The organism is Halorubrum lipolyticum DSM 21995 (genome assembly GCF_000337375.1).
Taxonomy (GTDB): Archaea; Halobacteriota; Halobacteria; order Halobacteriales; family Haloferacaceae; genus Halorubrum; species Halorubrum lipolyticum.
The window spans coordinates 124,083-146,827 of record NZ_AOJG01000012.1 but is presented as its reverse complement, the minus strand read 5'-3'; the positions used below and the strand labels follow the sequence as shown (position 1 = coordinate 146,827).

The 22,745-nt window shown below is 73.0% G+C and carries 20 protein-coding genes; 9 read left to right on the top strand and 11 right to left on the bottom strand.

The window, feature by feature from the left end:
• Positions 1-23: 23 nt before the first annotated feature.
• The 6 genes from C469_RS05425 to C469_RS05400 all read right to left on the bottom strand — a co-directional run bounded on the left by C469_RS05425 (position 24) and on the right by C469_RS05400 (position 5,615).
• On the bottom strand, positions 24-1,340 hold the full coding sequence (locus tag C469_RS05425; protein WP_008004543.1) for a M28 family peptidase: 1,317 nt from the start codon (positions 1,338-1,340) through the stop codon (positions 24-26).
• An 88-nt stretch (positions 1,341-1,428) separates the two neighbouring features.
• Entirely contained in the window at positions 1,429-2,091 is a 663-nt protein-coding gene (locus C469_RS05420; protein WP_008004541.1) for a DUF420 domain-containing protein, read from the bottom strand.
• A 66-nt stretch (positions 2,092-2,157) separates the two neighbouring features.
• Entirely contained in the window at positions 2,158-3,210 is a 1,053-nt protein-coding gene (locus C469_RS05415; protein WP_008004539.1) for an NAD(P)-dependent glycerol-1-phosphate dehydrogenase, read from the bottom strand.
• Positions 3,211-3,291: 81 nt separating this feature from the next.
• Positions 3,292-3,990: a LysE family translocator gene (locus C469_RS05410; protein ID WP_008004538.1), complete on the bottom strand. Its 699-nt coding sequence runs from the start codon at positions 3,988-3,990 to the stop codon at positions 3,292-3,294.
• A gap of 112 nt (positions 3,991-4,102) precedes the next feature.
• On the bottom strand, positions 4,103-4,762 hold the full coding sequence (locus C469_RS05405; RefSeq protein WP_008004536.1) for a metal-dependent transcriptional regulator: 660 nt from the start codon (positions 4,760-4,762) through the stop codon (positions 4,103-4,105).
• Between the two features lie 70 nt (positions 4,763-4,832).
• Positions 4,833-5,615, bottom strand: a complete 783-nt coding sequence (locus tag C469_RS05400; protein WP_008004534.1) for a DUF2103 domain-containing protein — start codon at positions 5,613-5,615, stop codon at positions 4,833-4,835.
• A 90-nt stretch (positions 5,616-5,705) separates the two neighbouring features.
• On the opposite strand from C469_RS05400, the gene C469_RS05395 reads away from it, so the two are divergent.
• Together C469_RS05395 and C469_RS05390 are read left to right on the top strand one after the other, a co-directional pair.
• On the top strand, positions 5,706-6,437 hold the full coding sequence (locus C469_RS05395; protein ID WP_008004533.1) for a hypothetical protein: 732 nt from the start codon (positions 5,706-5,708) through the stop codon (positions 6,435-6,437).
• The gene (locus C469_RS05390; RefSeq protein WP_008004531.1) at positions 6,434-7,087 is read left to right on the top strand and encodes a hypothetical protein; all 654 of its coding nucleotides are present in this window, start codon (positions 6,434-6,436) and stop codon (positions 7,085-7,087) included. Before C469_RS05395 ends, C469_RS05390 begins: the two co-directional genes overlap by 4 nt.
• Here C469_RS05390 and C469_RS05385 read toward each other — a convergent pair.
• The 3 genes from C469_RS05385 to C469_RS05375 all read right to left on the bottom strand — a co-directional run bounded on the left by C469_RS05385 (position 7,084) and on the right by C469_RS05375 (position 13,041).
• Positions 7,084-8,244, bottom strand: coding sequence for an ArsA family ATPase (locus C469_RS05385; RefSeq protein ID WP_008004529.1), 1,161 nt, complete (start codon positions 8,242-8,244; stop codon positions 7,084-7,086). The genes C469_RS05390 and C469_RS05385 overlap by 4 nt on opposite strands.
• A gap of 500 nt (positions 8,245-8,744) precedes the next feature.
• Entirely contained in the window at positions 8,745-9,278 is a 534-nt protein-coding gene (locus C469_RS05380) for a PUA domain-containing protein (protein WP_008004528.1), read from the bottom strand.
• 70 nt (positions 9,279-9,348) lie between these two features.
• Positions 9,349-13,041 carry a transcriptional regulator FilR1 domain-containing protein gene (locus C469_RS05375; RefSeq protein ID WP_008004527.1) on the bottom strand — a complete coding sequence of 1,231 codons (3,693 nt, stop codon included), beginning with the start codon at positions 13,039-13,041 and terminating at the stop codon, positions 9,349-9,351.
• Between the two features lie 117 nt (positions 13,042-13,158).
• Here C469_RS05375 and C469_RS05370 point away from each other — a divergent pair, with 117 nt between their 5' ends.
• On the top strand, positions 13,159-14,658 hold the full coding sequence (locus C469_RS05370; protein WP_008004526.1) for an aldehyde dehydrogenase family protein: 1,500 nt from the start codon (positions 13,159-13,161) through the stop codon (positions 14,656-14,658).
• Between the two features lie 93 nt (positions 14,659-14,751).
• Here C469_RS05370 and C469_RS05365 read toward each other — a convergent pair whose 3' ends face one another.
• Positions 14,752-15,675: an HD domain-containing protein gene (locus C469_RS05365; protein WP_008004524.1), complete on the bottom strand. Its 924-nt coding sequence runs from the start codon at positions 15,673-15,675 to the stop codon at positions 14,752-14,754.
• A 287-nt stretch (positions 15,676-15,962) separates the two neighbouring features.
• Here C469_RS05365 and dapA point away from each other — a divergent pair, with 287 nt between their 5' ends.
• The 6 genes from dapA to C469_RS05335 are packed head-to-tail and all read left to right on the top strand — an operon-like array spanning position 15,963 to position 22,219.
• Positions 15,963-16,961, top strand: coding sequence for a 4-hydroxy-tetrahydrodipicolinate synthase (dapA, locus tag C469_RS05360; protein ID WP_008004520.1), 999 nt, complete (start codon positions 15,963-15,965; stop codon positions 16,959-16,961).
• On the top strand, positions 16,958-17,770 hold the full coding sequence (gene dapB / locus C469_RS05355; RefSeq protein ID WP_008004518.1) for a 4-hydroxy-tetrahydrodipicolinate reductase: 813 nt from the start codon (positions 16,958-16,960) through the stop codon (positions 17,768-17,770). Before dapA ends, dapB begins: the two co-directional genes overlap by 4 nt.
• A 57-nt stretch (positions 17,771-17,827) precedes the next feature.
• Positions 17,828-18,667, top strand: coding sequence for a 2,3,4,5-tetrahydropyridine-2,6-dicarboxylate N-succinyltransferase (locus C469_RS05350; protein ID WP_008004516.1), 840 nt, complete (start codon positions 17,828-17,830; stop codon positions 18,665-18,667).
• Complete coding sequence (gene lysA / locus C469_RS05345; RefSeq protein WP_008004514.1) at positions 18,664-20,055, top strand: diaminopimelate decarboxylase; 1,392 nt, start codon at positions 18,664-18,666, stop codon at positions 20,053-20,055. Before C469_RS05350 ends, lysA begins: the two co-directional genes overlap by 4 nt.
• Positions 20,052-21,002: a diaminopimelate epimerase gene (gene dapF, locus C469_RS05340; protein ID WP_008004512.1), complete on the top strand. Its 951-nt coding sequence runs from the start codon at positions 20,052-20,054 to the stop codon at positions 21,000-21,002. Before lysA ends, dapF begins: the two co-directional genes overlap by 4 nt.
• Positions 20,999-22,219 carry a M20/M25/M40 family metallo-hydrolase gene (locus C469_RS05335; RefSeq protein WP_008004510.1) on the top strand — a complete coding sequence of 407 codons (1,221 nt, stop codon included), beginning with the start codon at positions 20,999-21,001 and terminating at the stop codon, positions 22,217-22,219. The genes dapF and C469_RS05335 overlap by 4 nt, the downstream gene beginning before the upstream one ends.
• Here C469_RS05335 and C469_RS05330 read toward each other — a convergent pair.
• Positions 22,216-22,713, bottom strand: coding sequence for a LabA-like NYN domain-containing protein (locus C469_RS05330; protein ID WP_008004508.1), 498 nt, complete (start codon positions 22,711-22,713; stop codon positions 22,216-22,218). The two genes, C469_RS05335 and C469_RS05330, sit on opposite strands and share 4 nt — an antisense overlap.
• Positions 22,714-22,745 lie beyond the last annotated feature (32 nt).

Sequence of the window (22,745 nt, the reverse complement as noted above, 5' to 3'; positions counted from 1 at the left end):
CGGTTCGCGCCGGGGGAGTGTCGCTAAAACGGCCAGTCGCCGGTGATCTTCATCCCCGTCGCCTTCCCCTCCCGCTCGAGCGCGGCCGCGATCTCGTCGGTCGGCTTCCGCGCGGTCGACACGTCGTCGCCGGCGAGGTCGACGACGAGCGCCGTCAGGAGGATCGCCTGCTCGCGGAGGTTCCGCGACTCCAGCTTGTCGAGCGTGTCCGCGCCGGTGTGGCCCCAGCCGCGGCCGCGCCCGTCCGTCTCGCCGGAGACCATGTAGCCGGGGATCCCGCGCTCGACGAACGGCCAGTGGTCGCTGTGGGGGACTAACTCCCCGCCGAGCGCGATCGGGTGGTCGAACCGGTCGCTCACGCGCTCGCCGGCCGCCTCCAGGTCGTCGAAGCCGTGGTGGTCGAGCCGCAGGGTGCGCCCGAACACGTTGCTGTCGACGTTGACGACGGCCTTCACGCGGCCGGGATCGACTCCTTCGGCGAACCGGCTGGAACCGACCAACCCCACCTCTTCGGCGCCGAAGCCGACGAACCGCACCCTCGTGTCGAGCTCGTCTTCCCGGGCCGCGAGGGCGTTGGCGACCTCGACGAGCGTCGCGGTGCCGGCGCCGTTGTCCATCGCGCCCTCCGCCAGATCGTGGGCGTCGACGTGACAGGAGACGACGAGGGAGTCGTCGGTGTCGGGACCGATCTCGGCGATCGCGTTCCCGCTCGTCGCGTCGGGGGTCTCGCAGTCGACGGCGACGGTGAGGGACTCGCCCTCGCGTCGGCGCGCGAGGCGCGCGCCGGTTTCCTTCGAGACGCCGACGGCCGGGATCTCGCCGATCGGCGCGTCAGCGGTGCCGACGCTGCCGGTCGGGGGGAGCGTCCCCTCGACGTGGTTCGCGAAGACGAAGGCGGCGGCCCCCGCCTCGACCGCGTGGTAGTACTTCTCGCGGCGGTGGACGAACCGGTCGACCGAGTCGGGGGTGTCCGACGAGACCATCACGACCGTCCCGGACAGGTCCCCGTCGAAGTCCCCGGGGACGCCGTATCCCAAATCGACGAACTCGCCCGTCGCCTCGCCGCTCGGGCTCCGCGGGAGCGCGATGCAGGCGTTTCGCCCGCTCGCGACGGCCTCGTCGCCGCGTCGGATCTCGCTGTCGCCGCGCGCCCAGCCCTGGATGTCGAACTCCTCGATCCGAGGGTCGCGCGCGCCGGCGTCGACCAGCGCGTCGCGGGTCAGCTCGAGTCCGGCGCGCTCGCCGTCAGATCCGGCCATGCGGTCGTCGACGTCGACGAGTGATTCGAGGTGGTCCCACCCGGCGTCGCTCGTGAAGGTGTCGCCGATCCAGTCGGTCATGCCTGTGGGTGGCCGGGGCGCGGGTCAAGCGTTTCGGTGGCGGCGGACGGGGCTGGATTCGAGCGTAACGCGTCGTTGGCTCGGGTCGCTACGGCGCGGGACTCACCGGGACGAGCGCCGCCGCGGCCTCGGCGGCCGCGAACGTCGAGCCGTACGCGTGGTTCAACATGAGGTAGGTGACGACGCCGAGCACGAGCGAGAGCAGCCACGCGCTCGCGGCGATCCGACCCACCCGGCGGTGCGGGGTCTCGTTCCGGAGCTCCGACTCCGAGTGGGTGAGCCCGAGAATGATGGCGTAGAGGACGACGGGCACGGCGACGACGGAGAGGACGATGTGGATCGCGAGCATGATGAGGTACGCCGGGTAGATCCAGTCCCACAGCGGGACCCACGCGTACGCCGACTCCAGGACGAACTCCCGCGTTCCGCCGCCGGCGACCTTCGGCAGGTACAGTCCGAGGAACACGAGGATGAGGGCGAACGAGGTCGTCATCGCCGCCGCGTGCTTCTTCACCTCGCCGTTGCGGATCCAGTACCACCCGAGCGAGAGCGTGACGATCGTGACGGTGTTGACGGCGGCGATGGCGTGCGCGAGCAGGTCGACGGTGCTCCGCGTCAGTTCGGGGAACAGCGCCTGAAACTGCGGGACGAGGAACACGCCGCCGACCGCGCCGTAGCCGACGACGGTGAGGAGCGCGGTGACAGCGCCGGCCCGCCCTTTGACCCGGTCGCGAACGCTAGCGGTGGACATATCGGTAGGAGGGAACGGAGCGATAAGTCGGCTTCGGGTACTCCCGAGGGTCGGGACGCTTCCCGTCTACCGATCGATGACGCCCGTCGCGGTCGCGACCTCGATCGCGGCCGCCTCGTTGATCCCGCCCTGCAGGATCGTGTACCGGTCGCGGATCTCGTGGGCGCTCGTGAGCGCGGCGATCAGCTCCGCGTCGTCGAGCCCGAGCTCGGCGGCGGTCGTCGGGGCGTCCAGCTCGGCGAGCGCGTCGCGGATCGCGGTCCACTCGCCGTTCTCGCCGCTGTGGAGGTACTCCGTCATGATCGAGGCGACGCCGACCTGATGGCCGTGGAGCGCCCGCCCCGGCGCGGTCCGGTCGAGCTGGTGGGAGATGAGGTGTTCCGCGCCGGAGGCGGGCCGCGAGGAGCCCGCGATCGACATCGCGACGCCGGAGGAGACGAGCGCCTTCACGACGACCCACGCCGACTCCTCTAAGCCGGGCCGGATCATGTCGGCGTTCTCGACGAGCAGCTCCGCGGTCATCTCCGAGAGCGCGCCCGCGTACTCGCTGTACTCGACGTTACGCAGCCGACGGGCGAGCCGCCAGTCCTTCACCGCGGTGTAGTTCGAGATGATGTCCGCACACCCCGCGGTGGTGAGCCGCCACGGCGCCTCCGCGATCAGCGTCGTGTCCGCGACGACCGCCAGCGGCGGGTCGGCGGCGACCGAGTGGCGCGTGTCGCCCTCGGGGATCGAGGAGCGCCCCGAGACGATCCCGTCGTGTGAGGCGACCGTGGGGACGGAGACGAAGCCGACGCCGAGGTGGTCGGCGGCCATCTTCGCGATGTCGATCGGCTTCCCGCCGCCGAGGGCGATCAGGTAGCCGGGGTCGACCGCCTCCGCGGTCTCGGTGAGCTCCTCCACGGCTTCGAAGGAGGCCTCCTCGACGACGGCGGTCGCGGGGTCGTCGAACTGCGCGCGCACCCGGTCGCCGGCGATCTCGTTGGGCGTCGGGCTCGTCACGATCAGCGGCCGTCCCGTGAGGTACAGCTCGCCGACCGCCTCCCCGAGGTCGTCGAGGACGCCGTGCCCCACGAGCACGTTCCGGGGGAGCTTGATCCACGTGGTCTTCTCGAACATACCGAGGCGTCGCGCTCGCGGGTGAAAGCCGTTGTCCATGTCGGTCGCGCGACGGGGTTCGGTCGGTCTCGGTCGCCGCTCTTAGGCTCCGAGCGCCGCCAGCGTCGTCGCCGCGTCGTAGAGGAAATAGACGCCGAACCCGGCGAGCACGACCGCGGAGCCGACCGCGACGAGCGGCGCGAACGTCTCGATCCGGCGCTCGGCCGCGACGAGGCCGGTCGGGAACCCCGCGATCCACGTCAGCACGCCGAGGAAGAACCCGCCGATGAGCGCCGGGGAGCCGGTGGCGACCACGAGCGTCCCGGCGAGGTCCTGGCCGACGACCGGGAGCCGGGCGAGCACGTCGAGCTCGCCGGGGCGGAGGAGCCCGACGCCGATCGTCAGCCAGAACAGCACCTGGTACGGGTTCGTCAGGGCGAGCACCAGCGCCTTGCGGAACCCCTTCCCGTCCTCGACGACGGGATCGTCGCCGGAGGTCGGCCGGAACGACGCCCGCGCGCCGCGGGCCGCGCCGACGGCGAAGTACAACATCAGGACGCCGCCGACCGCGACCATGGCGCCCTGCAACAGCGGGAACGACTCCACGACCGCGACGACGCCGACGTACGCGAGCACGAAGAAGATCGCGTCGGCGGTCGCGGCGCCGAGGCCGGCCCGGAAGCCGGCGAGGCGACCGCGCAGCACCGACTCCTCGGCGATCACGGCGTTCATCGGTCCGGGCGGGGCCGCGAGCGCCAGCCCGAAGACGACGCCGGCGCCGAGCGTTACGAGGAGACTCACACCGTTCGAGAGGGTCGTTTTCGTGAAAAGCCTCGCGAACGAAAGCCGGTCGTCAGGGGCGAGGAACCCGCATCGATGGACGAGTGTGGGCGGTAGCGTCCGCGGATCGAGATCACCCCGCGTCCTCGACCCGGATCGCGCGGGCGACCTCGGCCGGGAGGCTCTGCTCGCCGGTCGGCGTCGCCACGGTCACCATCCCGAACGGGGCGACGTCGACGACCTTGATCTCGGTACCGGGCGTGATCCCGGCGTCGGCGAGGTACTCCAGCTCCTCCTCGTCGCGGTCGGAGACGCGGGCGACGACCACGCGGTCGCCCTCCTCGCGGTCCGCGAGCCGCGCGCCGCTCCCCTCGTCGACGGGTTCGAGGTCCGCGCCGGGGATCGGGTCGCCGTGGGGGTCGACGGCGGGGTCACCGAGCGCCTCGGCCACGCGCCGCTCGAACGCCTCGGAGATGTGGTGTTCCAGGGCGTCGGCCTCCTCGTGGACCTCGGTCCAGTCGTAGTCGAGCCGCTCGGCGAGGAACGCCTCCAGCAGCCGGTGGTGGCGGACGATCTCTAGCGCGACCGCCTCGCCCTCCGCCGTCAGCTCCGCGCCGCGATACGGCTCGCGCTCGACGAGCCCGCGCTCCTCCAGCTTGCCCAGCATGTCGGTGACCGACGGGGAGGTCTTGTCGAGGTACTCCGCGATCGCCGACGTCGAGACGGGCGGGCCCTGCTCGGACTGGAGGACGTAGATCGCCTTCAGGTAGTCCTCCATCACGTCGCTCAGCATTTATAAGCGATCGCGGCCGCCGGCGGAAATACCTACCGGGAGGCGGTCCGGACGGCGACCCACCACGAACTCACTCGTCCTGCAGCTCCGCGTCCCGCAGCGCCTCGTTGAGGTCCTCGCGGACGCGCTCGCCGGTCTCGCGGTCCATCGCGGTGGTGACGATCCGGTTCTCCTGCACGCTGGAGCCGTCCCGCAGGAGGAGCCGGACGTTCCCGTTGGTCCCCGCGCGGGTCGCCTTCGCGCGCAGGCCCGTCCGGGAGCCGGTCCCGCCGGCGTCGATCGGGCCGGGGACGATCTTCTTGACGTGCGGGTGTTGCGCGACCGTCCCCACCGCCTTCCGCCCCTTGCGGTCGCCGATGAGCGTCGAGTGCGACCCGCCGATCTTCTCGCGGGGCGGCGTCTCGACGACCTGTAAGGCTCGGTCGCCCCGCCGGTCGAGCACCCACGAGACGACGGGGCTCGCGTCGTCGCCGGCGGTGGACTCCCCGCTCCCTCCCTCGCCCGCTCCCGCCTCCGCGTCGGGGACCCGATAGAACTCGTGGTGGACCTGCGCGCGCGTCTCACGGAGCGGCTCTCGGGCGCCGGCGGCGTAGACGGTGTCGGGTCGCTTCCGGCGGATCTCGTCGGCGACGCGCCCGGCGAAGTTGCGGAGCTGGATCTCGGTCAGCTGCTCGTCGCTCTCGGGGCGGGTGGTCACGGTCGTCTCGCCGACGACCTCGTCCTCGTCGAGCATCGTCAGGCGCGCGCGGTCCGCCGAGAACTCGACGACGACGGCGTCGGCGTTGGCGGTGTTGCAGGTGAGACAGTAGTCCCCGGGCTTGCGAAGCGGGGTTCCACACCGCCGACAGTTCATAGCGAACGGAGGGACGTGACGGGTAAAAGCGCGTCCGTTCGCCGTGTCGCGGAGGCAACCCATATAGTGGGGGCGGGCCTGAAGAAGAGTATGAACACCGACCGATCCGCGGCGGACGCCTCGGACGGGGGTTCGGAGACCGAGGTCGACGGGGGCGATTCGGTCGCTCCCGGTCCCGCTGACGCCGGTCCGGGCGAGCCCGAACCGGAGATCCCGGACGGCGACGCCATCGAGGACCGGCTGGCGCGGCTGTTCCGCAGCGGGCGGACGAACGCGGTGATCGCGTGGGCGATGGTGGCGGTGCTCGTCGGCGCCTTCGTCGAGAGCCTGCTCGGCCTCGACCTCCTCCCGATGGTCCTCGTCGCCGCGATCACGGCCGTCGTGGTCGCGCCGGCGGTCGCGGCGCGGAATCCGCGGGTGATGCCCCCGTGGGAGGTGCTCGGCCTCGCGCTGTTGCCGGTGCTGGTGCGCGTGCTGTTCGGGGGCGAACTCGGGACGTTCGCGACGTACCTCGCGATCGCCGCGTTCGCGCTGATCGTTACCGTCGAGCTGCAGATGTTCACCACGCTTCGGGTCACCCACTGGTTCGCGGTGCTCTTCGTCGTGATGGCCACGATGGCGACGGCGGCCGCGTGGACGGTGCTCCGGTGGAACGCCGACCGGCTGCTCGACACCGCCTTCCTGACGACGAACGACGCGCTGATGATCGAGTGGATCTACGTGACGCTGGCCGGGCTCGCCGCCGGCGTCCTCTTCGACGCGTACTTCCGGCGGCGCGGGGCGCGTCTCCGCCGCGCGATAGGGCGGGTGGTGCGCCGATGAACGTCCGCGGGATCCTCCGCGCTCGCCCGTCGCTGCGGACCCAGCGCCGGCTCACCAGGGCGATGCAGGTCCTGCTCGCCGGCATCGTCGTCTACGGCGTGGCCTTCGGTCAGCCGAAGGCGATCACCAACGGCGGGCTCGGCCTGTTCGTCACGTTCGTGCCGGCGCTGCTCGAGCGCAACTACGACATCCCGCTCGACCCGTGGCTCGGCGTGTGGATCACGACGGCGGTGTTCCTACACACGTTGGGGTCGGCGGGGTTCTACGCGCAGATCCCGTGGTGGGACCACCTCACGCACGCGCTGTCGGCGTCGCTGGTCGCCGGCGCGGGATACACGACGCTCCGCGCGGTGGACCTCCACAGCGACGAGATCTACATCCCGTCGCGGTTCGCGTTCGTCTTCATCCTCGTGGTGGTGCTCGCGTTCGGCGTCGTCTGGGAGCTGTTCGAGTTCGGGCTCGACATCGTCGCCGACGAGACGGGCATCGAGATGCCGCTCGCCCAGTTCGGGCTCGACGACACCGTGGCCGACCTGACGTACAACTCCGTGGGCGCGCTGATCGTGGCGCTCTTCGGCCAGGCGCACCTCACGGGGGTCGCGGAGCGGGTCCGGGAGGGACTGTACGGCGCGTTGGACGAGCGGCCCTAGCGCAGGCACGCGGCCACGACCCGCAGCGCGGCCTCCCCGCGTACCTCCTTCGCGAGCAGGGGGACGCGCTTCACGTCGCGCCCGCGGAACAGGTCCGTCGCCCGGCGCAGCGCCGCCTGCTGGACCTCCCAGCGGCGCGCGCAGAACTCGCAGGTGTCCGGGTTCGGCTCCACGATCCACTCGGGGTCGATCGCGGTCCCGCTCGCCTCGGTCACGTCGCCGACGCCCTCCATCACCCGGTTGACCACGAGCGTGTTCACCGGAATTCCGAACTCGTCCAGCCGGGCGACGAGCCGCTCGGACTCGGCGACGCTCATCTCCTCGGGGACCGTCACCACGCGGAAGTCGGTCTTCTCGGGGTCGCGCAGCACGCTCCGGAGGCGCTCGATCCGCTCGCGGAGCTCGTCGAGGTCAGCGGAGGGGTCGGCGTCGTCGTCCCCGCCGCCGAACATCCCCTTGATGCCGTCCATCATCCCCGAGAAGCGCTGCCGGAGCTTCATCACTCGGCCGATCATCGAGTCCATGATCTCGGGCAGCTGGAGGAGCCGGAGGGTGTGGCCCGTCGGCGCGGTGTCGACGACGACCCGGTCGAACCGCGGGTCGTCGAGGTACTCGAGCAGCTGGCGCATCGCGGCCGCCTCGTCGGCGCCGGGCATCGTGCCGCCGAGGAGGGAGCCGAGGCCGGCGTCTTCCCCGTCGTCCGCGTCGCCGGCGGGGCCGTCCGCACCGCCCATCATCCCGCCCATCGCGTCCCCCATCTCGCCCATCCCGCCGAGTGGGTCGCCGTCGGCGCCGAACATCCCCTCCTCCATCGCGTCGTCGGGGTCGATCTCGGCGGCGTACAGGGGAATCTCCTCGCGGATGCGCGAGGGCTGCGCCGGGATCTCCGTCTCGTAGGTGTCGGACAGCGAGTGGGCCGGGTCGGTGGAGACGACGAGGGTGTTCACGCCGCCCGCGGCCGAGGCGAGCCCGGTCGCGGCCGCCATCGTCGTCTTCCCGACCCCGCCCTTCCCGCCGTAGAGGACGTAGTCCGGGGCGTCGACGCCGACCGGGAGGGCCGTGGCGGCGTCCGTTTCGGTCGGGAGGTCGGGGTCGCTGACCTCGTCGTTCTCCGACTCCTCGACGCGATCCACCGGCTCGACGTCGATATCGTCCATACCGGGTCGTGGGCGCGGGCCGCTTGTGTACCCGTCGGTCCCGACGTGGGTGTTGGACGAGGAATTCGGCAGTCCGATATCGAGAGCGTGAGTGGAGGTCGTGGCTACCGTGGATCGCTTATAAATAGCCGATCGTAGATCGGGGAGAGCGCCTCCAAAGGCCCAGCCGCTCACTTATAAATGATTGCCAGTAACTCTGCGGTGAAGACCTCCAAAGCCCCAGCCGGCGAGGCGGGCGCACTCTCGCTGCGCTCCTCGCTCAGTCGCTACTGCTCCTTTGCTGCGGTGCTTGCGTCGCCTGTGCCCGCCTCGCCGGCTGCCCCTTTGAGTCCCACCCCGCACAGCAACCGCAGCCTCACGCCTCCCCAGCCTCGCGGTTCGCGCTCTTCGAGCGCTCACCGCGTCCCTCGCGCGGTGCTGTTCGCGGCCTAACGGCCGCTCACAGGCGCGCGCCACCGCACACGAGTCCTAAAAAACCGTCTTAAAATAGAGAGTGCGCGCTACTCGCCGGCTCCGTCCGCGTTCTCGCTCCCGTCGCTTCCCGCGCCGTTCCGCACCTTCACGGCGACCCCGCTCGCGAAGTGCTCGGCCTCGGCGCCGGAGAGCTCGGCCCGCCCGACCGCGAACAGCGCGTCGTCCTCGTCGACGACGAGCACCTCGTCGCCGGGGCGGATCCCGTCGTCGGCCGCGGTCACGAACTTCGCGAACGCGTTGCGCCCCTCGCGGACGAACGGCTCGCTCTCCTCCCCGACGACCATCCGGTGACGCGGGGCCGCGAACGCCTCGCGGATCCGGGTCCCGCCGGCGATCCCGAGGGTGAACCGTCCGTCCGTGCCGTACGAGACGAGCCGGTCGCCCTCCGGGCTGCCGGGGTCGTCGTCCACGTCGCCGACGATCACCTGTCGGGGGCGGCCGCCGCTCGACCGCCGGAGAGTCAGCGTCTCGTCCGGGGGGAACAGCGCGTCGCCCGCGCCCGCACCGAACTGGTAGTCGGCGCCGGTCCGCAGGTCCGCGAGGGCCGCTGCGTCGCTCATACGTCGGGTATCCCGGCCACCCGCAAAGCGGTTGCGACACGCGACGCCGACGACGCGGACCGGGGCCGGCTCAGCCCGCCTCGCTCCCGCTCGCCGTGAAGTCGGCGGCGACCCCGTCCGCGTCGGCGCGCCACCGGTCGGCGAGGTCGCGGTACGCCGCCGGGTCGGTCGCCGAGCCCTCGCCGATCGGTCCGGGAGCGTCCACGCCGAGCCCGTCGGGGTCCGGGTGAGACGCGAGCAGCGCCGCCAGCGCCTCGGCCGCGGGGACGATCGCGCGCACGCACTCGATCCGACGGCCGAGATCGAGCGCGGCGGTCAGCCGGTCGAGCGCCGTCTCCGTGTTTTCCCTCTCGGCCGCGACACGCCCGCGGTCGGCGAGCGCTCGCGCCTCGACGGCGGTGAATCCGCCCGCCCGCGCTTGCTCCAGCCCGGACTCGAGCGCGGCCGCGGCGCGGTCGAGGTCACCCCGCTCGAGCGCGACCACGCCGCGGTTCCGGTTCACCATCGCCAACCGACGCCGCCCCGCGTGCTCGTCGAGCAGCGACTCGGTCCGGTCGAGCCACCGCTCGGCGGCGTCGAGGTCGCCCCGTCGGAGTTCGACCTCGGCGAGGGTCACGGCGACCATCGCCCGTCTGGAGTCGGCGTCGAGGTCCTCGAACGCCGCCAGCGCGTCGCGGAGATACCGCTCCGCGCGGTCGAGGTCGCCGGCGAGCTGCGCCGCCGACCCGAGGTGGCTCACCGCGAACGCACGGTACAGGTCGGAGCCGACCCGGTCCGCGATGGCCCGCGCCTCCCGCGCGTGGGCGGCCGCCTCCCCGACCTCGCCGCGCTGCTCGGCGATCGCGCCGAGGTTCAACAGGACGACCGCCTCGCGGTGCTCGTCGCCGACGGTCCGGTAGCCGTCGAGCGCGCGCTGCGCCTCGCGCTTCGCGGCCGCCAGCTCGCCGCGCCGGCGCCGGGCGACCGCGAGGTTGGTCCTGACGTTCGCCTCGCCGTGGGTGTCGTCGTACGTCTCGAACAGCCCGCGAGCGACCCGGTAGTGGTCGATGACCGCGTCGGTGCCGTCGAGCGCGTCGAGCGCGTTCCCGATGTCCATGAGGCTCTTCGCGATCGCGATCGGGTCGTCGACGGCCGCGCCGATCGCGTGCGCCCGCGAGGCGGCCTCGTAGGCGGCCTCGTAGTCGCCCGCGAAGTGGGCGGCCTGCGCCCGTCCCCGGACCGCGGCGGCGAGTCCCCGCCGGTCGTCGGCCGCCGAGAACAGCGCGGCGGCGCGGTCGAAGCGCTCGCGTGCCGCGTCGTACTCCCCCCGGCGACGGGCCACGTCGCCGTACCCGCGTTGGCGCTCGGCCTCGCCGGCCTCGTTCGCGGGCCGCCACGCGTCGAGCGCGTCGGTCGCCCCGTCGAGGTCGCCGGCGTCGACGTACATGCGGACCACCCACTCGGGCGCTCGATCTCGGAGGTCGGCCGGGCAGGCGTCCGGGAGGTCGATCCACGAGTAGCGGACCCGGCCGTACAGCCCCGCGAGCCGCGGGTAGCGTCGGCCGACGCCGTAGACGGCCCGCACGGCGTCGGCCGCCCACGCCTCGGGGTCGCGCTCGATCCGGTCCATCGCCGGCGCGTCGCCGCCGACCGCGCGCCGGATCCGCGACCGCCGGGCGGGGTCGTCGGCCAGCTCGAGCACCCGCGTCGCCGCCCGCCCCACCCGTCTGGCGACGACCGGCTCCGGCTCCCGCTCGAGGAGGCGCTCCAGGAACAGCACCGACCACTCCTGGTGGACCGCGCGGTCCGGATCGGTCGGCGTCGGGACGAGCACGGTGCCCGACAGGCGGTCGAGGGCCCGCTGCACCGCCTCCGGTGCCGTCTCGTCGTCGGCGAGCGCGTACGCGAACTCCCGAACGTCGCTGACGCCGGCCACGTTGAGCAGGTTCGCGAGCACCGCGACGCCCGCGGTCGGCGGCGGCCGCTCGGTCAGGTCGCGGACCGCCCGCGAGACGGACGCCTCCAGCCCCGTTTCGTCTGTCTCACCCGAGTTTCCGTCCCGTCCTCCGGCGGTCGAGGGAGCGTCGTCGAGGAGGTCGCCCGTCCGCACGAGGTGATGGACGAGACACAGCAGCTCCCCGGGCCGGTCGCCCTCCGGCCGGCGCACCGCGTCGAGGAGTGCGCCCGGGTCGGCGACTGCCTCGGTGCCGGTGAGCTCCGCGACGTGGGCCGCGAGCCGCTCGGTCTCGCGCTCGTCGAGCCGCGGCATCCGCCGGCTCTCGATCCGCCGCCGGTACTCGAGGTCGCTCGGGTTCAGGGGGAGCGAGTCGGGGTCGTCGTACCGCTCCTCGCGCGCGTCGAACAGGAACGACACGTCGTCCCGGTCGGCGAGCCCGCGCGCGACGCCGACCGCGTCGGCCGCGTCGGCGTCGACGACGTCCTCGACGACGACGAGCGCGTGCCCCTCGGCGGCGACCGCGCGCTCGCGGAGCCGGTCGGTCGCCGAGAACGGCTCTCCCTCGTCGCCGGGGCGGTACAGCACCGGCCCGCGACCCGACCGGTGCCACCGCACGGCTGCGAGCCGGCAGACGGTGCTCTTCCCGCTTCCCGCCGGGCCGACCAGCGCGTGGTCGTCGCCCGCGGCGAGCCCCTCGATCAGCCGGTCGGCGATCGACCGCCGCGAGCCGTCTCGGAGCGCGGTCCGGTCGAGGACGTAGCCGGCGTCGACCTCCGCGAACGAGGGCGTCGCGTGGAGCGGTCCCGTCGGGTCGGCGTCGCCGCCGAGCAGTCCGTCGTCGAGCGCGACGAACCCCTGCGCGGAGAGCGGGTCCGGGCCGCCTCCGCCACGCGCCGGCGGTGCGCCGAAGGCGTCGAACCCGCTTACGTCGGCGTCGCCGATCCCCCCGCGGCGGGCGTCGTTGTCGCTGCGTTCGCCGGAGCCGCCGGCGGATCCCGCGCCTCTGCCGGTTCCGCCGGTCCCGGTGTCCCCGTCGCGCGCGGCTCGCGCCTCGCGGATCGCCGCGAGCTCCTCGGTCACGTCGCGGCCCGCTTCACCGAGGGAGCGAACGCGGTCGCGGGCCCACGCCACCGCCTCGGGATCGGCAGATTCGGCCACGCCGTGAACGCCGCCGTCGGCGTCGAACACGACGAGGATCGCGGTCTCGTCGGCGACCAGACACCCCACGTCGATCCCGTCGGCGACCGACACCGCGGCGCGGTCACCGGCCGACAGCTCGCCCAGCGTGTCGGCGTAGCGCTCGCGGGCGTGCCGGTACGTTCGGTCGGTCAGCGCGAGGTCGACGGGCTCGCCGGCGTCGGCGACGCGTCGGAGCCGGTCGAGCAGGCGAGGGTACGGCAGCGCCGGAAGCGCGGCGGCGACGCCGTCGGCCTCCGCGAGCACCCCGTCGATCCGTTCCAAGGGCCGGTACGGGTCGGGCGCCGCCGCCCGGTAGGTGTCGGCGTCTCGCAGCGCGGCCGGAGAAATCTCGACGCCGGGACCGAGCGGGGCGAGCGTCTCGGTCGCGGCGTCGACGTCGGCGGCGACCGTCAGGAACCGCCGGTAGCTCCGCGCGAGCAGGCGACCGGTCAGCGTCGTCCGGTACCCGTCGGTCTCGCCGGCGACGAGTCCGGCGGCCTCCAGCTCGTCGATCGCGCGGTTGACCGTCGAGCGCGAGTGGCCCAGTTCGTCGACCAGCTCGTGTTTCCGGAGCGCCCCATCGACGAGCCGCTCGAGGAAGTCGAGCCGGCGCTCGGCCACCTCGACGAGTCCTGACGGCGCCTCCATTCGTCACCCACGACTCGGTCCACTCGAATAACTGTTTCCTCGATCACAGGTTCCGCCGCGGGGTGACACAGTGGGTCACCGGATGAGAATATGGGGCTGGACCGAGGGGATCCGCGTATGAACGGCGGAGCGATCGCGGACGAAGCGGGCGGAGACCGAGTGGAAGCGACGGTCGCGGACGCCCGGTCCGCGGGGGCGCGGCTCGCGGAGCGCGACGCCGCGGCGACGGGTCGGATCGCCGAAGCGGTCGGCGAGCGCCTGAGCGACCCGGAGACGATCAGCCGGCTGGCGCTGGCGGCCGCGAACGAGACGGGACGGGGCCATCCGGGGACGAAGACGGAGAAGATCGCGACGGCGGTCGAGGGGGCACGGGCGCACCTCCGCGAGACGCCGACCGCCGGCGTGATCGACCGGGACGGGCCGCGGGGTGGGCTCACCGTCGCCCGACCGGTCGGCGTCGTCGGCGTCGCGGTCCCGGCGACGCACCCGGTGGTCGTCCCCGCGGTCGTCTCGCTGTACGCGCTGGCCGGCCGGAACGCCGTCGTCCTCGCCCCGTCGCCGTCGGCGGTCGAGACCTGCGACATGGTCGTCGAGGAGCTCCGGCGAGCGCTCTCGGCGGCGGGCGCGCCCGCGGGCGCCGTCTCGATGGTCCCGGCGCCGCCGTCGAAGCCCGGGACCGACTCGCTGTTCGAGCGCGCCGACTTCGTCGTCGCGTCCGGCTCGGCGGCGACCGTCGCGGCCGGCCAGCGCTGCGGGACGCCCAACGCGTGCGCCGGCGCCGACGGGCTCGTCGCCGTCTCCGACGGGTCGGCGTCGACCTCGGCGGTGGCGACCCGCGTGGCGGTCGGCGCGACGTACGACTTCGGCGCCCACCCCGCCGCCGACGCGGCCGCGGTGACCGCGGAGGGAACGGGAGCGCCGCTGATCGCGGCGCTCGAGGACGAGGGAGGGTACGTCCTCGGCGCGGACGAGTGCGACCGGCTCCGCGACCTGCTGACCGTCGGCGGTGCGGAGACCGCGCGACCGACTGACGCGGACCGCGACGCGGAGCGCGGTGCGGGGTCGTCTCCGATCGGCAACTCGCCGCGGTGGTTCGCGTCGGTGCTCGACCTGCCCCCGGCGGCGGACGCGGCGGCGTTTCTGATCGTCGACGGCGGGGATCTGAGCGGGGATCAGAGCGAGGACCTGATCGAGAACGAGGAATCGGGCGACGGCGCGGGCGCCCGAGACGACCCGCTCGCGACGCTCCCGGGAATCCCGGCGGTCACGGTGCACGCCCGCGACGGGTTCGGCGCCGCGCTGCGACTGGCCGCAGACCTCGGAGGGGCGCACGCCGCCGCGGTCCACACGACGCGGCAGGGGCGGGTCAGCCGGGCGGCGGAGCGGCTCGCCCCCGGACGGCTCGCCGTCAACCAGCCGGGGACCGCGGCGGTGGGGTCGACGCGGAACGGGTTCCCGCTCGCGCCGCTCCTCGGGGGCGGAAGCCGCGAGGGGAGTCAGCTCGACGGCGGGCTGACCGCGACGGACCTGATCGAGACGACGACCGTCTCGGTGACGACGGTCGCCGACCGCGCCCCGCACCGGAGCGGGGCCGGAGAGACGCTTCGAGGGCCGTAGCGACGATTCGGGGGCCGTAGCGACGATTCGGGGGCCGTAGCGACGTTCAGGGGCCGTCTCGACGGACCGGCGAGCAACTCTCGGAGGATCGCCTCACAGCTCGATCCGGTCGACGATCGGGCCGTTGCCGTCGCCGTCGCGGTGGGTGTTGATCGCGACCGTCCGGATCTGGTCTTCCAGCAGCGACCCGTCGATCTTCGCTTTGAGCAGCGAGTCGACCTGGTACACGCCTGCCGCGTTGTTCATCCGAATCACGACCTGCGCCGGAGTCTCGTCGCCCTCGCGCAGGGAGACGCGCTCGATCGCCTGCGAGGAGACGGTGTTGATGCCGCGGCCGCCCTCCTCGTAGGGGACCCGCGAGCGCCCGCGCTCCATGTCGAGGCCGTCGGCGATCCGGACGACGCCGGCCTCGCGGGTCAGCGGCTGCTCCTCGGTGTGGTGACAGAGGATGGCGTGGAGCACTTCGGCCTTGATCCGAACCCGCTCCGGGACCCCGTAGAAGGAGGGGAGGAAGTCGTCGAGGAAGTCGGCCGCGAGCGGGATCGAGTAGTACGGGTGGTCGTGGCGGTGGACGACGTGCCCGATGTCGTGGAGCGTGGCCGCCAGCGCGATGATCACCGACTCGTCGGCCTCGTCGAGCCCCTGCTGGCGGGCGCCGTTGAACTCGACGCCGCCGTCCTTCAGCAGGTCGTACAGCCGGAGCGCGCGGTCCCGGACGATCTCGACGTGTTTCGCGCCGTGGTCGTTGTAGCCCTTCCGGTCGACCGGGTTGACGTTCTGCGCCTCCAGGTACGCCGCGATCTCCGGGTCCGAATCGATCCGATCGAGCATCTCGTTGAGCCGGTCGTCGGGGAAGGCGTGCTCTTGGTCGGGGTGGTACTCGTGGCGGTCGGCGTCGCGATCGGCGTCGGCGTCGATATCGATGTTGGAGCCGTCGACGGCGTCGACGGGATCGGATTCGGCGTCGGCGGGATCGGATCCGCCGGGATCGCCCTCAGTATCGGAAGAGTCAGTCATGAGATCGATGAGAACGCGACGAATGGGTAAAAGGATGTTCGTGACCCGACCGGTCGGACCGGCAGTTTCGACCCGAGGCACAACCTATAAGCGAACCAAAAGCGCATACGGTGGTGTGACCCGACCCGCGTCCGGACGCGGCTCGCCGACGCCGACAGCGACGCGGCTCTTCTCGAAAAAACGCGCGTGAACCGTCCACCGGCGGGAGTGGCGACCCCGTCTCGGACGACCCCCGACCCGCGCGCACCGTTCTCCGACCGACCGCCGACACCGACACGACCCGACCCATGACGGACACCACGACCACGACACCCTACGCGACGCAGGACGAGACGGACCGAGAGACGACCGACGAGCCCTTCGAGGGCGTCTATCCGGCGATGACGACCCCGTTCACCGACGACAACGAGGTCGACCACGAGCAGCTCGCCGCCAACGCCCGCTACCTCGAACGGGCCGGCGTCGACGGGGTCGTCCCCGTCGGCTCCACCGGCGAGTCGGCGACGATGACTCACGACGAGCACGTCGACGTGATCGAGACGGTCCGCGACGCCGTCGAGGACGTGCCGGTCATCGCCGGCACCGGCTCGAACAACACCGCCGAGGCGCTCTCGCTGTCCCGGCGGGCCGCCGACGCGGGCGCCGACGGCCTCCTCCTCATCTCCCCGTACTACAACAAGCCGGAGCCCGCCGGCTTCCTCGAGCACTACCGGACGATCGCCGACGAGGTCGACCTCCCGCAGATCGTCTACAACGTCCCCAGCCGGACCGGCCAGTCGATCCCCGTCGACGTGAGCGTCGAGCTCGCCGAACACCCGAACATCCGGGGGTATAAGGCCGCCTCCGGCGACCTGAACCTCATCAGCGAGGTGATCGAGCGCACCCGCGACGAGGCGTTCTCCGTGCTCTCCGGCGACGACGGGCTCACGCTCCCCGTGCTCTCGATCGGCGGCACCGGCACCATCAGCGTGGTCGCCAACGTCGAGCCGGAGCGCTCCTGCGCGATGGTCGGGGCCGCGCTCTCGGGCGATTACGACCGCGCCCGCGCGCTCCACCACGAGCTCTCGCCGCTCGTGCGCGAGCTGTTCGCCGAGACGAACCCGATCCCGGTGAAGGAGGCGATGCACGTCCGCGGCCGGGGCGGCCCGCTGGTCCGCTCGCCGCTCTCGCGGCTCTCCGCGGAGCGCCGGGAGGTCCTGCGCGAGCTGCTGGCCGAGTACGACGACGGCGCGCCCGGCACCGTCGACCCGGCGGCCGTCGAGCCCGCGACGGGGGACGCGGAATGAGCGGCGACGGCGCCGACGCGGACCTCCGGCTCGCCGTCACCGGCGCCGGCGGCCGGATGGGCCGCGAGGTGATCGAGGCCGCCGCCGACCGCGAGGGCGTCGCCGTCGCGGTCGCGGTCAACCGCACGCCGACCGACCCGGTGGCGGGCGTCGCGGTCGAGGACGCCGACCGGATCGACGAGCTGCTCGGGGCCGCGGAGCCGGACGCGCTGGTCGACTTCACCGGCCCCGCCTCGGCGGTCGCGTATGCCGAGGCCTGCGCCGACGCCGGCGTGCCGATGGTCACGGGAACGACCGGGTTCGCGGACGCGCAGCTCGACGGCCTCCGGGCCGCGAGCGAGTCTGTCCCGGTTCTCAAGGCGTCGAACTTCGCCCGCGGCGTCGCCGCACTCCGGCGCGCGGTCCGCGAGGCCGCCGCCGCGCTCCCCGGCTACGACGTGGAGCTGACGGAGACGCACCACAACGCCAAGCGGGACGCCCCCTCCGGGACCGCGAAGTCGCTCCTCGACGACGTGGAGTCGGTTCGGGACGACCTCGACCGGCGCGTCCACGGCCGCGAGGGCGAGGCCCCGCGCGAGTCGGACGAGATCGGCGTCCACGCGCGGCGCGCGGGCGATGTCACCGGCGAGCACGAGGTGCTCTTGGCGGGGAACCGGGAGACGCTCGAACTCACGCACCGCGCCGGCGACCGCGGCGTGTTCGCCGAGGGCGCGCTCGACGCCGCAGACTGGCTCGCCGCCCGTGCGCCCGGCTGGTACGGGTTCGGCGACGTGTTGGACGCCGGTAGCGCCGGAGCCACCGGCGAATAATTGACGGGCATACACACATCGACGAATAAATACCGACACTCATCTATACACCATTCAATGACGCTCGAAGCCGACGTATCCGATCTGTGGGACCGCTATCAGGACGGCCTGACCGCGGCCGACGCGACCGACGAGGACGCCGCCGTGATCGACGAGTTCCTCGCCGCGCTGGAGGCCGGCGAGGTCCGCGCCGCCGAGAAGACCGGCGACGACGTGACCTCGTGGGAGGCCAACGAGTGGGTCAAGCGGGGCATCCTGCTGAACTTCGGCCTGCGCGAGACCGAGGCGCGCGAGTACGGCGGCGTGACCTACCACGACGTGCTCCCGCTGCGCGACACCGACGACCTCGGCGAGCGGGGGACCCGAAACACCCCCGACGGCACCGCGATCCGCCGCGGCGCGTACCTCGGAAGCGACTGCATCATGATGAGCCCCTCGTTCGTCAACATGGGCGCGTACGTCGGCGACGGCACCCTCGTCGACTCCTGTGACACGGTCGGCTCCTGCGCCCAGCTCGGCGAGAACGTCAAGCTCGGCGCCAACACGCTGATCGGCGGCGTCCTCGAACCCGTCGAAGACGCGCCGGTGATCGTCGAGGACGGCGTCTCGCTCGGTGCGGGCTGCCGAGTCACCTCGGGCTTCCGCGTCGGCGAGAACTCGATCGTCGGCGAGAACACCCTGCTCACCCCCCGCATTCCCGTCTACGACCTCGTCGAGGAGGAGGTCATCTACGGTCACCTCCCGGCCGAGCGCCGGGCGTTCACCCGGATGGTCGAGTCGTCGGTCGGCGACCACGACCTCTTCCAGGGCGGCGCGTACAAGCCCGCGGTCGTCGCCACCCACGTCGAGGAGGACACCCTCGAAGCGACGCGGCGGGAGGACGCGCTCCGCGAATGAGCGACTCCGAGGCGGGCGCGGACCCGACCGCCGACACCGTCGACGGTAACTCCTCGATTCGGCGCGTGAGCGACTGGGACGCCGACCGGCTCGCCGAGCTCGCGGCCGAGCACGGGACCCCGCTCTACGTGCAGGACCTCGACCGCGTCCGCGAGAACTGCGAGCGCCTGCGCGGCGCCTTCCCGGACGCCGACGTGCGGTACGCCGTCAAGGCCCACACCGGGCGACGCGTCCTCGAAGCGGTCCGCGAGTCCGGTCTCGACGCCGAGTGCGCGTCGGCCGGGGAGGTCGACCGCGCGCTCGCGGCCGGCTTCGGCGGCGATCGGCTCCACTACACCGCGGTCAACCCGCCCGCCCGCGACCTCGACTACGTCGCCGGCGTCGCCGAGGCGGAGCCGGACCTCACGATCACCGTCGGCGCCGTCGACACCCTCGACCGGCTGGCCGAACGCGGCTACGACGGCCGGGTCTGCGTCCGGGTGAACCCCGGCGTCGGCGCGGGCCACCACGAGAAGGTCCGGACCGGCGGCGCGGCGAAGTTCGGGATCCCGTACGACCGCGCCGCGGCGGCGGCCCGCGAGGCCGCCGAGCGCTTCGACGTGGTCGGGGTCCACGCGCACGCCGGCTCCGGCATCGACTCGGACCAGCTCGATAGCCACCGCGAGCTGGTGGCGCGGATGGGCGAGCTGGCGCGGGAGCTGGCCGATCCGAGTGACGACGAGGCCCCCGTCGACATCGAGTCCGTCGACGTCGGCGGCGGCTTCGGCGTCCCTTATAAAGAAGACGCGCCGGCGCTCGACCTCCCGGCGGTCGCCGACGCGACGCGGGAGGCGGTCGCGCCGCTCCCCGCGGGCGTCGACCTCGCGATCGAGCCCGGGCGGTACGTCGTCGCCGACGCGGGCGTCCTCCTGACGCGCGTGAACACGGTGAAGCCGACGCCGGACGAGCGCGTCGTCGGCGTCGACGCCGGGATGACGGACCTGCTGCGCCCGGCGATGTACGACGCCTACCACCCGATCCGGAACCTCGGGGGCGGGCGAGCGGAAGACGGGAGCGACGCCCCCGCCCCCGACGCCCGGTCGGCAACCCCTGTCACGGTCGCCGGACCTATCTGTGAGACCGGCGATACGCTCTGTAGGAACCGAGCGCTCGCCGACCCGACACGGGGAGACCTCCTCGCGGTCGGGATCGCGGGCGCGTACGGATACGAGATGGCGAACCAATACAACTCACGACCGCGACCGGCGGAGGTCGCGCTCGACGACGGAACCGCGACGGTCGCCCGCCGCCGAGAGAGCCTGGCCGACCTGACGGCGGTCGAGCGCGGAGCGACCCGGAACCGAGCCGATCGAACCGATCGAACCGACCGAACGGGGGCGGGCCGATGAGCGCCCATGCCGTCCCGTTCGAGAAGTACCACGGGACGGGCAACGACTTCCTCGTCGTCGACGCCGACGCCGAGGCGGTCGGCGACCGCGCGGCGTTCGCGCGCGCCCACTGCGACCGCGAGACGGGCGTCGACGGGGCGGCGTTCGGCGCCGGCCCCGAGAGCGACGGCGTCGCTGACGGCGACCGGAACGCCGGCCGACGCGGCGCCGACGGCGTCCTCTTTTTAAGCGTCGAGGAGCGCTTCGACCCGACCCGCGTCGTGATGACGCTGGTCCAGCCGGACGGCTCCACCGCGACGATGTGCGGCAACGGCGCCCGCGTCGTCGCCCGGTGGGCTCACGACCGGACCGGCGACCGCGAGTTCATGATCGACACGCAGGCCGGGACCCGTCACGCGTCCGTGAACGCGGACGCGACCGCGGCCACCATCGAGATGGGCGAGCCGACGTTCGATCCCGCGCGGGTCCCGGTCGCCCGCGACGAGCCGCTGGTCGACGAGTCGGTCGCGGGGCTGACCGTCACCGCCGTCAACACCGGGGTCCCGCACGCGGTCGCGTTCGTCGACGGCGGCCGCGACGACCCCGACGGGATCGACGCGGTCGACCTCGACGCGGTCGCGCCGCCGGTCCGTCACGCTGACGTCTTCCCGCAGGGCGCGAACGTGAACCTCGCCGCGGTGGTCGACGACGGGTCCGGCGACGGCCCGGCCGTCATCGACCAGCGCACCTTCGAGCGCGGGGTCGAGGGCGAGACCCGCTCCTGTGGCACCGGCGCGGTCGCGGTCGTCGCGGCCGCCCGCCGGCTCGGCCTGATCGACGGCGGGTCGGCGGTCAGCCGTCCCCCCGGTGGCGAACTGGAGATCTCGGTGCCGGACCGCGGCCACGCGACCCTGACCGGTCCCGTCGCCCGCGAGTACGAGGGGACGCTCCCGACCGACCCGCGATGAGCGAGGCGGCGTTCGACCCGGTCACCTTTCTGGAGCGGGCGGTTCGGACTCCCTCTCACGAGTCGATCGACGAGATGCGCGAGCTCGTCGTCGAGACGCTCGACCGGTTCGGGGTCGAAAGCGAGGTCGTCGCCGGCGGCTGCGTGCTCGCGGAGAAGCGCTCGGACGCGCCCGCCGACGGGCCGCATCTCGTGTTGAACACCCACCTCGACACGGTGACGCCACACGTCCCGTTCGAGCGGGGCGAGGCGCGCGAGGGCGAGCGGAGCGGGGGTGAGGGGGACGCCGACGAAGCCGTGATCCGCGGCCGCGGCGCCTGCGACGCGAAGGGACCGCTCGCCGCGCTGCTTTCCGGATTCCTCGCCGCCGAACCGGAGCGCGGCCGGCTCACGCTGGCGCTCACGCCGGACGAGGAGTCGCTGTCCCTCGGCGCGGCGGCGCTGACCGGACGGTCGCCCGGGACCGAAGACCGGCTCGGCGGCGACCTGTACTTGGTCGGCGAGCCGACCGGCCTCGACGCCTGCACCGCCGCGAAGGGGCGGTTTCAGGGGACCGTCGAGCTGTCGGGAACCGCGGCGCACGCCGCCGAGTTCGCGGGAGCGAACGCAGTCGCGGCCGCCGAGGGCGCGCTCTCGGGGGTCCGGACCTTCGACGACGGCGCCGACGAACACCCGCAGCTCGGCCCGCCGAAGCTCACGCCGACCGTTATCGAGGGCGGCGGCGCGACGAACCAGGTGCCCGCGGACTGCGCGATCACCGTCGACCGGCGGAGCGTCCCGCCGGAGACGGCCGAGGGGTTCCGGTCGTCGCTCGCGGACGCGGTCCGGGCGTCGACGCCCGACGACGTCGGCGTCGCGGTCGCGCTGACGGACCGCGAGTCGCCGTTCTTCGAGGCGTTCTCGACGGACCCGGACCACGAACTGGTGGGGGCGGTCGCGAGCGCGGCCCGGACCGCGGCCGGGTCGGTCGGACTCCCGGCGGACCGCGGCGGCGCGGTCCGCCCCTTCGGCGCGGCGACGGAGGCATCCTACTTCGCGCCGGCGCCGACGGTTGTGTTCGGCCCCGGAGACCTCGCGGACGACGCCGGGGCGGTCGCGCACGCCGACCGCGAGTACGTCCGCGTGCGGGAAGTGGAAGCGGCCGCGGAGGCGGTCTCGCGGGCGGTGTCGGCGCTCCTCGGCGACGCGGGTTCGACGGGGACCGACGACGGCGTCTAGAGCAGGAACGTCTCTTCCTCCTCGGCGAGGTCCACGAACTCGTCGGCGGCCTCGATCAGCTCGTCGGCGGCGGAGTTCCCGAACCCCATGGCCTCGACGCGGACGCCCTCGTGACGGAGGTGCGAGCAGAGCCGAGCGAAGTCGCCGTCGCCGGTACAGAGCACGACGGTGTCGACGTGGCTCGCGAGCGAGACGGCGTCGAGGCTCATCCCGAGGTCCCAGTCGGCCTTCTTCGAGCCGTCCGCGAACGTCTTGATGTCCTTGATCTTCGTCTCGAAGCCGATGTCGCGTAACGCCTCGAAGAAGCTCTCTTCTTCGGGGGAGTCCGCTCGGATCACGTACGCGATGGCCCGGACGAGCGCACGGTCGTTGACCGCGGCCTCTAGCAGTCCCGAATAGTCGATGTTCCGAGAGTACACGCTCTGTGCGGAGTGGTACAGGTTCTGGGAGTCGGCGAGCACCGCGACGCGCTGATCGGGGTGGATTTCGGTCATATGCCCTCGTTCGCCCCGGCGGGTTAGGGGTT

What these genes read in the sequence shown, in the direction of transcription:
- C469_RS05425 (WP_008004543.1), bottom strand. Translation starts at nt 1,340, where the DNA reads ATGACCGACTGGATCGGCGACACCTTCACGAGCGACGCCGGGTGGGAC.
- C469_RS05420 (WP_008004541.1), bottom strand. Translation starts at nt 2,091, where the DNA reads ATGTCCACCGCTAGCGTTCGCGACCGGGTCAAAGGGCGGGCCGGCGCT.
- C469_RS05415 (WP_008004539.1), bottom strand. Translation starts at nt 3,210, where the DNA reads ATGTTCGAGAAGACCACGTGGATCAAGCTCCCCCGGAACGTGCTCGTG.
- C469_RS05405 (WP_008004536.1), bottom strand. Translation starts at nt 4,762, where the DNA reads ATGCTGAGCGACGTGATGGAGGACTACCTGAAGGCGATCTACGTCCTC.
- C469_RS05400 (WP_008004534.1), bottom strand. Translation starts at nt 5,615, where the DNA reads ATGAACTGTCGGCGGTGTGGAACCCCGCTTCGCAAGCCCGGGGACTAC.
- C469_RS05395 (WP_008004533.1), top strand. Translation starts at nt 5,706, where the DNA reads ATGAACACCGACCGATCCGCGGCGGACGCCTCGGACGGGGGTTCGGAG.
- C469_RS05390 (WP_008004531.1), top strand. Translation starts at nt 6,434, where the DNA reads ATGAACGTCCGCGGGATCCTCCGCGCTCGCCCGTCGCTGCGGACCCAG.
- C469_RS05385 (WP_008004529.1), bottom strand. Translation starts at nt 8,244, where the DNA reads ATGGACGATATCGACGTCGAGCCGGTGGATCGCGTCGAGGAGTCGGAG.
- C469_RS05380 (WP_008004528.1), bottom strand. Translation starts at nt 9,278, where the DNA reads ATGAGCGACGCAGCGGCCCTCGCGGACCTGCGGACCGGCGCCGACTAC.
- C469_RS05375 (WP_008004527.1), bottom strand. Translation starts at nt 13,041, where the DNA reads ATGGAGGCGCCGTCAGGACTCGTCGAGGTGGCCGAGCGCCGGCTCGAC.
- C469_RS05370 (WP_008004526.1), top strand. Translation starts at nt 13,159, where the DNA reads ATGAACGGCGGAGCGATCGCGGACGAAGCGGGCGGAGACCGAGTGGAA.
- C469_RS05365 (WP_008004524.1), bottom strand. Translation starts at nt 15,675, where the DNA reads ATGACTGACTCTTCCGATACTGAGGGCGATCCCGGCGGATCCGATCCC.
- dapA (WP_008004520.1), top strand. Translation starts at nt 15,963, where the DNA reads ATGACGGACACCACGACCACGACACCCTACGCGACGCAGGACGAGACG.
- dapB (WP_008004518.1), top strand. Translation starts at nt 16,958, where the DNA reads ATGAGCGGCGACGGCGCCGACGCGGACCTCCGGCTCGCCGTCACCGGC.
- C469_RS05350 (WP_008004516.1), top strand. Translation starts at nt 17,828, where the DNA reads ATGACGCTCGAAGCCGACGTATCCGATCTGTGGGACCGCTATCAGGAC.
- lysA (WP_008004514.1), top strand. Translation starts at nt 18,664, where the DNA reads ATGAGCGACTCCGAGGCGGGCGCGGACCCGACCGCCGACACCGTCGAC.
- dapF (WP_008004512.1), top strand. Translation starts at nt 20,052, where the DNA reads ATGAGCGCCCATGCCGTCCCGTTCGAGAAGTACCACGGGACGGGCAAC.
- C469_RS05335 (WP_008004510.1), top strand. Translation starts at nt 20,999, where the DNA reads ATGAGCGAGGCGGCGTTCGACCCGGTCACCTTTCTGGAGCGGGCGGTT.
- C469_RS05330 (WP_008004508.1), bottom strand. Translation starts at nt 22,713, where the DNA reads ATGACCGAAATCCACCCCGATCAGCGCGTCGCGGTGCTCGCCGACTCC.